The 13,071-nt window shown below is 71.6% G+C and carries 8 protein-coding genes; 4 read left to right on the plus strand and 4 right to left on the minus strand.

The features are described from left to right. The first annotated feature begins 112 nt into the window (after positions 1–112). Together acs and WME97_RS42695 are read left to right on the plus strand one after the other, a co-directional pair. On the plus strand, positions 113–2,080 hold the full coding sequence (gene acs, locus WME97_RS42690) for an acetate--CoA ligase (protein WP_437546509.1): 1,968 nt from the start codon (positions 113–115) through the stop codon (positions 2,078–2,080). Positions 2,081–2,347: 267 nt separating this feature from the next. After that, positions 2,348–3,913 (plus strand): serine/threonine protein kinase, encoded by a 1,566-nt coding sequence (locus WME97_RS42695; protein WP_437546511.1) that lies wholly within the window; start codon positions 2,348–2,350, stop codon positions 3,911–3,913. Between the two features lie 69 nt (positions 3,914–3,982). On the opposite strand, the gene WME97_RS42700 is transcribed toward WME97_RS42695, so the two are convergent. From WME97_RS42700 to rho, 4 genes are all read right to left on the minus strand, one after another. Then, the gene (locus WME97_RS42700) at positions 3,983–5,659 is read right to left on the minus strand and encodes an ATP-binding protein (RefSeq protein WP_437546513.1); all 1,677 of its coding nucleotides are present in this window, start codon (positions 5,657–5,659) and stop codon (positions 3,983–3,985) included. Further along, positions 5,656–6,750 (minus strand): (Fe-S)-binding protein, encoded by a 1,095-nt coding sequence (locus tag WME97_RS42705; RefSeq protein WP_437546515.1) that lies wholly within the window; start codon positions 6,748–6,750, stop codon positions 5,656–5,658. Before WME97_RS42705 ends, WME97_RS42700 begins: the two co-directional genes overlap by 4 nt. Before the next feature lie 49 nt (positions 6,751–6,799). Continuing rightward, on the minus strand, positions 6,800–8,887 hold the full coding sequence (locus tag WME97_RS42710) for a GAF domain-containing protein (RefSeq protein ID WP_437546517.1): 2,088 nt from the start codon (positions 8,885–8,887) through the stop codon (positions 6,800–6,802). Positions 8,888–9,003: 116 nt separating this feature from the next. Next, entirely contained in the window at positions 9,004–10,251 is a 1,248-nt protein-coding gene (rho, locus tag WME97_RS42715) for a transcription termination factor Rho (RefSeq protein WP_012240541.1), read from the minus strand. Positions 10,252–10,670: 419 nt separating this feature from the next. Here rho and yccX point away from each other — a divergent pair, with 419 nt between their 5' ends. Beyond that, positions 10,671–10,949 carry an acylphosphatase gene (gene yccX, locus WME97_RS42720; protein WP_012240542.1) on the plus strand — a complete coding sequence of 93 codons (279 nt, stop codon included), beginning with the start codon at positions 10,671–10,673 and terminating at the stop codon, positions 10,947–10,949. Positions 10,950–10,954: 5 nt separating this feature from the next. Next, positions 10,955–12,985, plus strand: a complete 2,031-nt coding sequence (locus tag WME97_RS42725) for a hypothetical protein (RefSeq protein WP_437546519.1) — start codon at positions 10,955–10,957, stop codon at positions 12,983–12,985. Positions 12,986–13,071 lie beyond the last annotated feature (86 nt).

Here is a 13,071-nt window from a genome sequence, read left to right on the forward strand (position 1 = left end):
AGCCGGGGATCGGCTCGCGCTGTCCCCTTCAACGTCAGCCGGGGATCGGCTGCCGCCGTCCCCTTCAACGTCAGCCGGGGATCGGCTGCCGCCGTCCCCTCAAGGGGTGACCATGTCGCAGGATGCCATCACGTCGTTGCTCAAGGAGACGCGCCGGTTCGAGCCGCCGGCCGAGTTCTCGCGTCGTGCGCGCGTCGGCGCGCAGGCGACCTACGAGGCGCTCTACCGCGAGAGCATCGAGCAGCCGGACGCGTTCTGGCGCCGGGAGACGAGCGACCTCGTGTTCCGCACGCCGTGGACCACGACCAGCGACTGGTCCTTGCCGCACGCCAAGTGGTTCCTCGGCGCGACCCTCAACGTCACGGAGAGCTGCCTCGATCGACACCTGACGACGGCCACCAAGAACAAGGCCGCCATCATCTGGGAAGGTGAGCACGGCGCCACGCGCACGTTGACCTACGCCCAGCTCCACCGCGAGACGCTGCTGCTCGCCAACGCGCTCAAGCGGCTCGGCATCGAGAAGGGGGACCGGGTCGCGATCTACATGGGCATGGTCCCCGAGGTCGCCGTGGCGATGCTCGCCTGCGCGCGCCTCGGCGCGGTGCACACCGTCGTGTTCGGCGGCTTCGCCGCGGACGCGCTCCGCGACCGCATCCACGACAGCCAGGCCAAGCTCGTCATCACGCAGGACGGCGCGTACCGGCGCGGGCAGGTCGTGCCGCTGAAGGCGACCGTCGACAAGGCGCTCGCGCAGCCGGAGGCGAAGAGCGCGACGCGCGTCGTCGTGTACCAGCACCTCGGCAAGGAGCGCTGCGAGGTGGAGATGACGGAGGGCCGCGACGTCTTCTGGCACGACCTCCTCGCCGGGGCCGCCCCGGCCTGCGAGCCGACGATCGTCGACGCCGAGCACCCGCTCTTCATCCTCTACACGAGCGGCTCGACCGGCAAGCCCAAGGGGGTGCTCCACACGACCGCCGGCTACCTGGTCGGCGCGCACGTCACGACGAAGTACGTCTTCGATCTGCGCGACGACGACGTCTACTGGTGCACCGCCGACGTCGGCTGGGTGACGGGCCACAGCTACATCGTGTACGGCCCGCTCTCGAACGGCGCGACGTGCCTCATGTACGAAGGCGCCCCGAACTTCCCCGACTGGGGCCGCTTCTGGAGGCTGATCGAGAAGCACGGGGTCACCATCCTCTACACCGCCCCCACGGCCATCCGCGCCTTCATGCGGCAGGGCGACGAGTGGCCCGCGAAGAGCGATCTGTCGAGCCTCAGGCTCCTCGGCTCGGTCGGCGAGCCGATCAACCCCGAGGCGTGGGTCTGGTACCACCGGACCATCGGCGGCGGCCGCTGCCCGATCGTGGACACCTGGTGGCAGACGGAGACGGGCTCGATCATGATGACCACGCTGCCCGGCGCGTCGTCCTCGAAGCCGGGGTCGACCGGGCTGCCGATGTTCGGCGTCGTGCCCGAGGTCGTGACGAAGGACGGCAAGCCCGTCGCGGCGGGCGAGGGCGGGCTGCTCGTCCTGAAGCAGGCGTGGCCGTCAATGCTGCGCACGGTGTGGGGCGACGACGAGCGCTTCCGCAAAACCTACTTCAGCGACGTCGAGGGCTGCTATTTCACCGGCGACGGCGCGCGCCGCGACGAGGACGGCTACTTCTGGGTCGTCGGCCGCATCGACGACGTGCTGAACGTGGCCGGCCACCGCATCGGGACGGCCGAGATCGAGAGCGCGCTCGTGTCTCACCCCTCCGTCGCAGAGGCGGCCGCGGTCGGTCGCCCGGACGACCTCAAGGGACAGGCGCTCGTGGTGTTCGTCTCGCTCCGGCCGGGGGTGAAGGCCGGGCCGGAGCTCCAGGCAAAGCTCGGCGAGCACGTCGCCAAGGAGATCGGCAAGTTCGCGCGCCCCGACGCCATCCGCTTCGCGGACGCCCTGCCGAAGACCCGCAGCGGCAAGATCATGCGCCGGCTCCTGAAGGACGTCGCCGCTGGTCGAGAGCTGACCGGTGATACCTCGACGCTCGAGGACCTGAGCGTCATGGCGAAGCTCCGCCAGCAAGAAGAGGAGTGAGCCCCGCGGCGGCGCAGGGGCGCGGCCGTGCCCCTGCGCCCGACGCGAAGGCGCCGCGCGCGACGGCGCAGCGCCTGCTCCTCGGCGGAGGGGAGGAGACCCCACGGAAGAGCTCGATCCTGCGGCTCTTCCGCCGCGCTCGGCCCAGGGAAGAGCGACGGCGGCCCACGACCGGCATCCCGCGGCTTACGGTCGGATCACCTCGTTCGCGCCGGAGAATTTGATCCTCTGCATCGTCGCGGAGGATACTCTGGGGCGAGGGCGCGCTTGGAGCTCGAAGCTGGAACCGTCGTTGCGAACCGCTATCGCATCATCCGCCAGCTCGGCCGCGGCGGCATGGGCGAGGTGTTCGCCGCGGAGAACATCCGCACCGGCCGCCAGGTGGCGATCAAGCTCCTGCGCGCGGAGTCGAAGGCCAAGTCGTCCGCGGCCGAGCGGTTCCGGCGCGAGGCGCGCGCCGCGGGATCCATCAACAGCGATCACGTCACCGAGATCCTCGACGTCGAGGAGGACCCCGAGCACGGCATCGTCCTCGTGTTCGAGCTGCTCGAGGGCGAGTCGCTGATCGATCGGCTGAAGCGGACGGGACCGATCGATTTCGAGGAGCTTCACCCGATCATCGAGCAGGTCTGGATGGGGCTCGCCGACGCGCACCGCGCCGGGATCATCCACCGCGATCTGAAGCCGTCGAACGTGTACATCGAGGCGCGCCCCGACGGGTCGAAGCGGGTCAAGATCCTCGACTTCGGCATCTCCAAGCTGCCGAAGGAGATGGGAGCGGAGACCCTGACCGAGATGGGCCAGAGCCTGGGCACGTTCTCGTTCATGCCGCCCGAGCAGATCGGCAAGGCGAAGACGGTCGACCACCGCGCGGACATCTACGCCTGCGCCACGATGATCTACCAGTCGATGAGCGGCCAGCTGCCTTACCAGGCGCGCAACCTGCTCATCATGGTCGAGATGAAGCAGAAGACCGACGCGCGGAGGCTGGCCGAGGCGATGGACGGGCCCGTCGACCCGCGGCTCGAGGTGTTCCTCGCGAAGGGGCTGGCGCGGGAGCCCGCGGACCGCTTCCAGAGCGCGCTCGAGGGGCTCACCGCCTGGCGGGAGCTGCGGCCGGCGAGGAGCTCCAGCCATCCGGTCAGCGGCTCACCCGTCTCCACGCTGCCGGCAAGCAGCGCCTCCGGCCATGCGCTCAGCTCGCCCATCCCGCCAGCGCACCCGAGCTACAAGCCCCCGTCCTCCGGCGCGGTCAAGCTCCCGGTGCCGCCGATCGACCCCATCTTGATCCGCACGGCGACCGACCCGGGGGCGCAACCGCGGGTCGAGACCGGGGTGCGCCCGCACGGCGAGCCTGAGCGGCCGGCCCACCCTCTCGGGGAGCCGCCGCTCACGCAGAACGAGGGCCAGCTCCCGCCGTACATGCCTGGCGGGCGCGCGCCGGGCGGACAGGCGGCGGTGGCGCCCGTCCAGTGGACCGGCCCGAACGGCACCATGGTGCTCAACAACGCGGCCCGAGAGCTCGTGCCACCGCTCGTGTCCCACCCCGTGACGCCGCGGACGCTCCCGGATTTCTCCGAGGACAGCTCGGGCGGGTCGACGACCGGCCAGGGTCCGACGCTCGTCTACAGACCCGTGCGGCCAAGCATGGGCTCGGTGAGCCTGGGGCCTGCCACCGCCGGTGAGCCAGAGCCGATCGAGCAGCGGCCTCCGGCGCCGCCGCCAGCGCGGACGCTTCGAACCATCGTCTATGTGCTCGCGGCGATCCTGTTCGCCGTCGTGGGCTTCCTCCTCATGGGGTATGCCCTCGAGTACCTGGACATGCCGAAATAGGCCGCGCGCAGCGGCTCCGCGTCGGACGTGCCGCGCTCCGCCGCGCGAGCGCGCCGCGGCCGGCGCGGCTCACGGCACCGCGTCCGCGGCGCGGCCCAGGGCCGGTGAGCGCCCGGCGGGCAGCGCGATACGGAACCGCGTTCCCCCCGCCTCGCGCGGCTCGCACGAGATCGTGCCGCCGTGCGCCTCGATGATGTCCCGCGTGACCGCGAGCCCGAGCCCCGTGCCGCGCTGCTTCGTCGTGAAGAAGGGGTCGAAGATCGACGCGCGCAGCTCCTCCGGCACGCCGGGGCCCGTGTCGTCGACCGCGATGGTCGCGGCGCCGCTCGAGAAGCTGACGCTCACGACGATCTCGCCGCCCTTCGGCATCGCCTCGCGCGCGTTGCGGAGCAAATTCAGGAGCGCCTGACGGATCTGCGACTCGTCGAGGAGGATCTCGGGCCCCGCCTCCTCCACCTCGACGCGAACCGCGACGCCGGCGCGGTCGAGCTCGGGCCTCACGAACGCCACCAGCTCCTGCACCAGGTCGTCCACCCGCTCTGGCTCCACGCGCGGGCGGGGGCGGCGGGCGACGCTGAGGTACTGCTCCGCGATGCGAGACAGGCGATCCACCTCGGCCCGGATGGCGGTGACGAGCTGCGCCGACTCCTTCATCACCGGCCTGAGCTCCGCGTCAGGGGTGTCCGCGGCGGAGGCGCGCGCCACCTCCTCCTCGAGCAGCTCCAGGTTCAGCCCGATCGACGACAGCGGGTTCCTGATCTCGTGCGTGACGTGCGCGGCCATCTTCCCGATCGCTGCCAGCCGCTCGGCGTTCACGAGCTCGGCGCGCGCGCGGCGGATCGCGGCGACCATGTCCTCGAACGTCGTCGCGAGCTCGCCGATCTCGTCGTTCGTCGCGAGCGCCTGCTTCGGGGTGAGGTCGCCGCGCGCGACGGCGTTGGCCCGCTCGGTGACCGCGGTCAGCGGGGCGAGCACGCGCCGCGCGTACAGCGACATCATCACGCCGACGAGGAGCGTCAGCACGCCCAGCCCGAGGAGCAGGTGCATCGAGCGCTCCTCGCGCAGCTCCGCCTCGTCGGTGAGGCTCGCCATTTGCCCCTCGACGCGGCTCCTGATCGCCCGCAGCCGCTGCGCGCCCTCGACCTCTCGCTTGACCAGCTCGTCGCGCGTGCGCTCGGCGAGGTCGCGGTCGCCGACGGCGAGCGCCTGGAAGAGCTGGGCGAACCGCTCCGGGCTGGCGCCGACGAGCCGCTCGATCGCCACCACCTCGGCCGCGACCTCGTCGCTGAACCGGCGGACGCCGGACGACGCGGCCGCCTGCCCGACGCGGGCGTCCTCGCCGGTCGCCTTCTCATCGGCGCCGGCGAGCGCCCGGGCGGCGTCCTTGACGATCGAGAACGCGAGCGGACGGGTCCGCCTCGCGGTCTCGATCCACTCGCGCACGTCCCCCGGGTTCTTCGCGGCGGTGATGTGGTTGAGCTGGGCGTTGAAGACGTTCTGCTCGGCCAGGACCTCGCCGATGCGGAGCAGCAGCGGGACGTACCCGGCGCGCAGCAGCTGGGCGTCGCGCGAGGCTGCCCGCAGCGCCTGGACGCTCCAGCCGACGGTCAGCGCGAAGGCGGCGAGCACCACGAGGTAGCTCGCGAGGAGCCTCCCCGCGACCGTGCGCCGCTTCTGGGGCGCGCGCTCCTCCGGCCCCGCGGCGCCGCCGCGCGCCTCGTCCGCGGCTGGCGGCGGCGCGGTCATCGCGGCGCGACGGCCCGCGCGACGAGGCTCGCGAGGTCCTCCGCCGGCTCGCCCCGCGTCCTGAACCGCTGGAGGCTCTGCGCGCAGTGCGTCACGAGCAGCCCGCCGCCGAGCGCGCGGTGCTCCGCGATCCTGGCGTCGGCGATGGCGGCGGACGACGCGGGACGCGTGGCGGGCAGGAGGCCGCCGCCGCCGCTGCAGTCGGCGTGCTCGCGGCGGTGGATGAACTCCTCCGGCGGGCGCCCCGTGATGCGGGCGAGGATCTCCCGGGGCGCGTCGTAGCGATCGAGGCCGCGCCCGAGCTGGCAGGGATCGTGGTAGCGCACCCGCCGCTCCGACGCCGATCGCTGCAGCCTGTCGAGCGACGAGCGCGCGAGATCCACGAACAGCTCCGGGGCCTTCACGCTCACCCCCGCGCGCGGGTACTCGACGCGCACGGCGCGCGCGCACCCGGGATCGACGGCGACGAAGCGCCCCCCGGGCGCGACCTCCGCGGCGAGCCGCCGCGCGGCGGCCTCGAAGCCCGGGCGATCGCCGGCGTACAGGAGCGGCAACCCGCAGCAGGCGCGCACCGGGCGGGCCGGGGCGCCCGCCAGCGCTTCGGTCGCGTCGAGCGCGTCGCGGGCGACGTCCGGCGCGTGACGCTCGTAGCCGCAGCCGAGCAGCACGTGGACCGCGTCAGGCGCGGCCGCGGCCGATCGAGAGCGCGCGTCGAGCTCACCGGCGCGGCCCTCCTCGCGGGCCGAGAAGCGCTCCGCCACGCGCCTGGCCCCCTCCGGCGCGAGATCGCGCGCGAAGAGCTCCGCGCGCGCGTCCGTCAGCACGGTGGCCACCTCGTTCTTGTGATCGCAGCGCTCGCGGCACCCGAAGCACGCGGAGCACGCCCAGGCCGGCTCGGCGTGGCCTGCGTCGAGCGGCACGTCGCCGCGCGCGGCGAAGTACGCCATCGACATCTTCCCCCACGGCGTCACCGTCTCGTTGGCCTCGACGTTCGACACGGGGCAAGCGGCGCGGGAGAGCTTGGGGCAGTAGACGCACTTCTCGAGCGACGTCCGGTGCGGCTCGAGGAGCTTCAGGCGGAGCTGGGACACCGTTCGAGTCTCTCCATCGGGTGCGCCTCGCGCAAGCGGCGGGAGCGCGTCAGGCGCCCGAGCCGTTGCTGGACGAGCGTCGGCCCCGCTCGTTCACTGGGGTGACGGAGGGAGCTGAGCCCGCCGGCCTGCGGCGGGGGATGCCCTCGTGGACGACCGGCGCGACGCTCGCGCCCGCCTTGGTCGCCGAGCCGCCGTCCGTCGACACCAGCTGGGGCTGCCCCCCTGCGGTCCCGGGAGACCGCGACGGCGCGCTCTCCTGGGGCAGGCGGATGGTGAACTTCGCGCCCTTGTCGGACGACGCGACCGTGATCGTCCCGGCGTGCTCGTCGACGATCTTCTTCACGATCGCGAGCCCGAGGCCGGTGCCGCCGCGCTTGCCGGAGGTGACGAACGACTGGAAGAGGCGGCCCTGGATCTCCTTGGGGATCCCCTTCCCGGTGTCCGCGACGCAGATCGCGAGGTCGCCCCCGTCGCGGTAGGCGCGGATCGTCACCGTGCCCCCGCCTGGCCGCATCGCCTCGACCGCGTTGCGGACCAGGTTGTGCAGGAGCCGCGTCATCTTCGCCTCGTCGAACCGAGCGGTCCCTCGGTCCTCGAGCTCCAGGGACAGCGAGATGCCGGTCCCGGCGAGCTCGTGCTCCAGCTGCTTCTCGATGTCGCCGAAGAACTTGGTCAAGTACACCTTGCGCACGAGGATGCTCCGCTCGCCGCGCGCGAACTCCAGCACCTCGCGCTGCATCGCGCTGATCACGTCGAACTGCTTGAGGATCAGCCGCGCGTGGTCCTCCCTCGTCGCCGCGTCGGGAGCGCCGGCCATGAGCTGGACGTAACCGCTGATCACCGTGAGCGGCGTGCGCATGTCGTGCATCACGCCCGAGAGCAGGCGCCCGATCGTGGTGAGCCGCTCGCTCTGCTCCCGCTCGAGGCGCGACCGGAACAGGCGCAGCGCGGTCGACGCGTTCGCCGACACGAGCCGCAGCAGCGCGCGATCGTCCTTCGAGAAGCCGTGGGGGTTCCTGGAGTTGTAGAGGGCCATGGAGCCGATCGGCACCGCGTCCTCGCCCTCGAGCGGCACGGCGATCGCCGTCCTGAGCTCCGCGCCGACGAGCTGGGCGAGCCTCGGCGACACGAGCGTGTCGTCCGGCTCCCGGCCCCCGCCCTCGCGCGAGAAGAACACCGCCTCGTTGTTCACCATGGCGCGCCCGACCACCCCTTCGCCGCGGCGCATCGCGATGCGCTTCACCGCCGGCCCCGGGGGGGCCACGCCCACGACGCCCTCCGGCTCCTCTCCGAGGGCGGGCGCGCGGGGCGGCGCGCTGCCCCCGTCGAACGCCGCGAGATCGAAGAAGTAGAGGAACAGCCCGCCCTCGATCTCGTCGACGAGCATCCCCCCCGCCCGCGCCTCGCACGCCCTGCCGGCCTCCGTGATGACCGCGCGCGCGAGGTCCTCCATCGTGGTCGCGCGGCCCATCGCGCTCTCGAGGTCGAAGAGCAGCTTGAGGTCGCTCACGCGGTGCTCGAGCTGCTCCTTCGTCTCCACGAGCTGCGTGTTCTTCTGGATCACCGAGAGGAACAGCCGCGAGTTGTCGATCGAGACGGCCGCCTGCGTCGCCAGCGCGCTCAGCAGCTCCTCGTCGTGGACCGAGAACTCCCCTTCCCCGTGCTTGTTCAGGACCTGGATGACCCCGATGGTCCGGCCGACGTGGTTCTTCATCGGCGCGGCGAGGATCGAGCGGGTGCGGTACCCCGTGACCTCGTCCCAGTCGCGCTGGAAGCGGCGATCCCGGTAGGCGTCCTTCACGCGGACGGTGCGCCCCATCTTGGCGACGTGGCCCGCGATCCCCGCGCCGACGGGCAGCTCGATCGCGCGCGCCTCCTCGCCGATGATGATGCGCGACAAGAGCCGCTGCCGCTGCTCGTCGAGCAGGTAGAGGGTGGCGCGGTCCGCGTCGAGCAGCTCGGTGATCTTGTTCAGGATCAGCGCGAGGAGCTGGTCGAGATCCAGGGTGCTGCCAAGGGCCAGCCCGACATCCCGGAGCGCCCGCACCGTCTTGTCGGCGTGGGCGAGGCGCGCCTCGAGCTCCTGTACGCGAGCCTGCAGCGCCTTCGTGCGTTGTTCCGCCTTCGCGGTCACCAGGAGACGCTAACACGACTTCGCCCGGAGGAGCGCGCGCGCGGGCCCCTGCGCGGACCGTTCGCGTGACAGAGAGCGCTCCCGACGACCGCCGGGAGCGCCCCTAGGACGCGCCGTTACTGGTTCATGCTCTCGAGGAATTCCTGATTGGTCTCGGTGCGGCTCACCTTGTCCAGGAGGAATTCCATCGAGTCGATGACGTTGAGGGGGTGCAGCAGCTGGCGGAGCAGCCACACGCGCTGGAGGATCCACTCCGGCAGCAGCAGCTCTTCCTTGCGGGTCGCGCTCTTGTTGATGTCGAGGCAGGGGAAGATCCGCTTCTCCATCAGCTTGCGATCCAGGTGGATCTCGCTGTTACCCGTGCCCTTGAACTCCTCGAAGATGACCTCGTCCATGCGCGAGCCCGTGTCGACGAGCGCGGTGGCGACGATCGTCAGCGAGCCGCCCTCCTCGACGTTGCGCGCGGCGCCGAAGAACCGCTTCGGCTTGTGCAGCGCGTTCGAGTCGACGCCGCCGGAGAGGATCTTGCCGCTCGGCGGGACGACCGTGTTGTACGCGCGCGCCAGGCGGGTGATCGAGTCCAGCAAGATCACGACGTCGTGCTTGTGCTCGACGAGGCGCTTCGCCTTCTCGATCACCATCTCGGCGACCTGCACGTGGCGCGTCGGGGGCTCGTCGAAGGTCGAGCTGATCACCTCGCCCTTCACGGTGCGCTGCATGTCGGTCACCTCCTCCGGGCGCTCGTCGATGAGCAGCACGATCAGCGTCGTGTCCGGGTGGTTCGCGGAGATCGCGTTGGCGATCTGCTGGAGCAGCACCGTCTTGCCCGCGCGGGGCGGCGAGACGATGAGGCAGCGCTGCCCCTTCCCGATGGGGCAGAGCATGTCGATGATGCGGGTCGAGAAGCTCTTCGTCCCGTTCTCGATGTTGAACTTCTGCTGCGGGTAGAGGGGCGTGAGGTTGTCGAACAGGATCTTGTCGCGCGCGACCTCGGGGGGCTCGCCGTTGATCTTGTCGACCTTGAGCAGCGCGAAGTACGCCTCACGCTCCTTCGGCGGCCGGATGGAGCCGCTCACGCTGTCGCCGGTGCGGAGGTTGAAGCGCCGGATCTGGGACGGCGAGACGTAGATGTCGTCCGGACCCGGCAGGTAGTTGTAGTCCGGCGCCCGGAGGAAGCCGAAGCCGTCGGGCAGGCATTCGAGCACGCCCTCGCCGTAGACCGGCTGGTCCTGCGCCGCGTGGGCCTGCAGGAGAGCGAAGATGACCTCCTGCTTGCGCAGCCCGGCAGCGCCCTCGATGTTGAGCCCCTTCGCCATCTGGACGAGCTCGGCCATCGGTTTCTGCTTCAGTTCCCTGAGGTGCATGAGTCGGAAAGCTCCAGGATGCGACGGCGCGTGCCCTGTCAAGGGCGTGGAGGCCGCCGGTCGTTGGTTTTTGTTTGGGGGGGTCTAGCGGGTCGGACCCGAGGCGGGGCCGAGCATGTCGTCGATGTCGGCGGGTCGCCAGAGGGAAGAGGGCTCGCCTCGCAACCGGCGCCCCTCACGTTCATGTCGCTCGATCGGCGGGCTGTGCTTGCCGATCGGGCGGCGACTCTATCAAGCGCGTCTGCTCTGTCAATGCGCGGCGGGGGGCACGGACGACGCGCGCGCGTCGTGGGGCGCGGCACGGACACAGGTCGCCCGCGCTGTCCGTAGGAAGAACGGCGCGGGCGAACTGCCCGTGGCTCCCAGGTGCTGCCTGAAGTTGCCTCCCCCGGAACGCGCGGCTAAGTCAAGCTGGTTCCATGGGGCTCAAACAGGTTCAGCTGTTCGTCCGCGGTCGCGTCCAGGGCGTCTTCTTTCGTGCCTCCACGCAGCGCGAGGCCAAGCGGCTCGGCCTCACCGGCTGGGTGAAAAACCGCTCCGACGGCAGCGTCGAGGTCCTCGCCGAGGGGGAGGAGGACGAGCTGAAGGAGCTCATCGCCTGGGCGAACCGCGGCCCGAGCGCCGCGCGGGTCGAGCGCGTCGACGTCCGGTGGCGGGGCTTCTCCGGCGATTTCTTCGACTTTCGCATCACGGATTGAGGCGCTTGGCACGCCACACGTCGGATCCGAGGGGCGCAGGCGCGCGATCGGCGCGGCGACGCACGCCGGCGTGCGCGTGGCTCGTCCTGATCGGCCTGCTCGCAGCGGCGCCGCTCGCGACGCCTCCGGCGCGCGCCGCCGGCGAGCGCGACGCGGGCACTTCCGCGCCGGCCTCCTCCGCGCTCCCTGAGCTCCCGCGCCTCGCCCCGATCGCCCGCCCGGAGCCTGATATCGCCGCGGTCCGCGAGCTCGACCGGATACTCGACCAGATCACGTCGGAGGACGCGCGCTCGCGGGAGAACGCCCGCGCGGCCCTCGATGAGCCGATCCCTGGCATCGTCGATGCGGTGCGGCTGCGCGTTCAGGACATCCGCGGCTCGCTCGATCGGAACGCGGCGCCTCGCGTGCTCGCGGACGCGCGCAGAGAAGGCCGTAAGGCGATGAAGGGGGAGGACGAGCGCGACGGCAACAAGAAGAAAACTGCAGACGCGAAGGCCGACAAGGGCGCGAAGAAGGGCGCTGGCGACGCAAAGAAGGGCGCTGGCGACGCAAAGAAGAGCGCCGGTGACGCGAAGAAGGACGCCAAGGCCGAGCAGGGCGCAAAGAAGGACGCCAAGGCCGACCAGAGCGCCAAGAAGGGCGCTGACGACGAGAAGGACGAGGGGGACTGGCTGGATTTCATGTTGGCCGCAGCGCGGCCGCGGGACAGCGCGTGGCGCGATGTCGTCAAGCTGCTCGCGATGGAGCGGATGCTCGTCGCTGCAGGCACGACGCCTGCGGTCCGCGAGCTCATCGCGCTGCACGCCTATTTCGGCGAGCTGCTCCGCATCGATCTCCAGCGGCAGGTGGCCAAGCTGCGCGACAAGGCGGTCCCCGCGCTGATCGAGGCGCGCCAGCACGACGCAAAGATCGTCCAGCGGTGGGCCAACAAGCAGCTCGACCTGCTCGGCCGGGCGATCCCCGGCGAGGCGATCGCGTCGAATGACACGCAGATCTTGGCCGACGTCCTCCGCGCCTACGGCCGCGTCCGGGACGTGGACGCCGTGCGCGTGATCCTGAGCTTCTGCAACAGCGACCGCGCGCGGCTGCGCGACGCCGCGCGGGAGGCGATCTCCGCGATCGGCGAGCCCGGCATCTGGCAGCTCCGCGACGCCTACCTGGACCTCACCGGCGCGAAGCCGCCGCGCGAGTGGTCGTGGGACCGTGTCGCGCGCGAGCTCTTCGGGACGTACGATCGCGCGCGCCTCGCGGAGGTGTACAAGCTGATGGACGAGGGCGTCGCCGCGGCGAGCGCGGGCAAGCCCGCCGAGGCGACCGACGCGTTCGACAAGGTGCTCGCGCGCGCGCCGCTCTTCGAGCGCCGCAAGGAGATGGTGGACGCCTACGTGGAGCGGGCGCGATCGCTGTCTGCCGACCGGCGCGACGACGCGCTCGCCATGCTCCGCAAGGCGCTGCGCCTCGACGCGCCAGGCGAGCGCGCGAAGAAGATCGAAGCGGAGATCGCCTACCTCGAGGGCGCGCTCCTCATCGAGCGCGGCACGCCGGACAAGTTCGTGCTGGAGCGTGCGATCGAGCTCGATCCATCCCACGCCGGCGCGAGGGCGGCGCTCGCCTCCCTCGGGGACAAGGTCGCGGAGCGGAAGAGCCAGACGAACCGCCACATCGCCGCGGGAGCGGTAGGTCTCGCCGCGGTGCTCTCGATGTTCTTCATCGCCCGGCGACGGAGCGCGCCGTCGCCCGCTCGAGCGCAAGCCGGCACCGTTCCTCCGCCCCCGCCGGCGTCTCCTGCCTCGGCGCCGCCCCCTCCGCAGCCGACCGCATCATCTGCCTCGGCGCCGCCCCCTCCGCAGCCGACCGCATCACCTGCCTCGGCGCCCCCAAGGCAGGACAGCGCCGTTCCTCCGCAGCCCCAGATGTCTCCAGAGCCGGCCCCGGCCGCCGCCTCGAAGGCGGACCCTGACCTGCCAGCACAGCCTGTCGCGGAGGCGGAGCCGCGGAGCGATGACGCCCCTGCAGCCGGCCCGCCCGACCGCTGAGCCGTCGCGCGCACAAGGCCCACGCAGCGGCCGGCCCCTGAGCGCCGGCCGGGCTCACAACGCAGAAACGCCGGGCGAGCTGAGCG

The sequence above is a fragment of the Sorangium sp. So ce367 genome, assembly GCF_051520455.1.
GTDB lineage: Bacteria > Myxococcota_A > Polyangia > Polyangiales > Polyangiaceae > Sorangium > Sorangium cellulosum_B.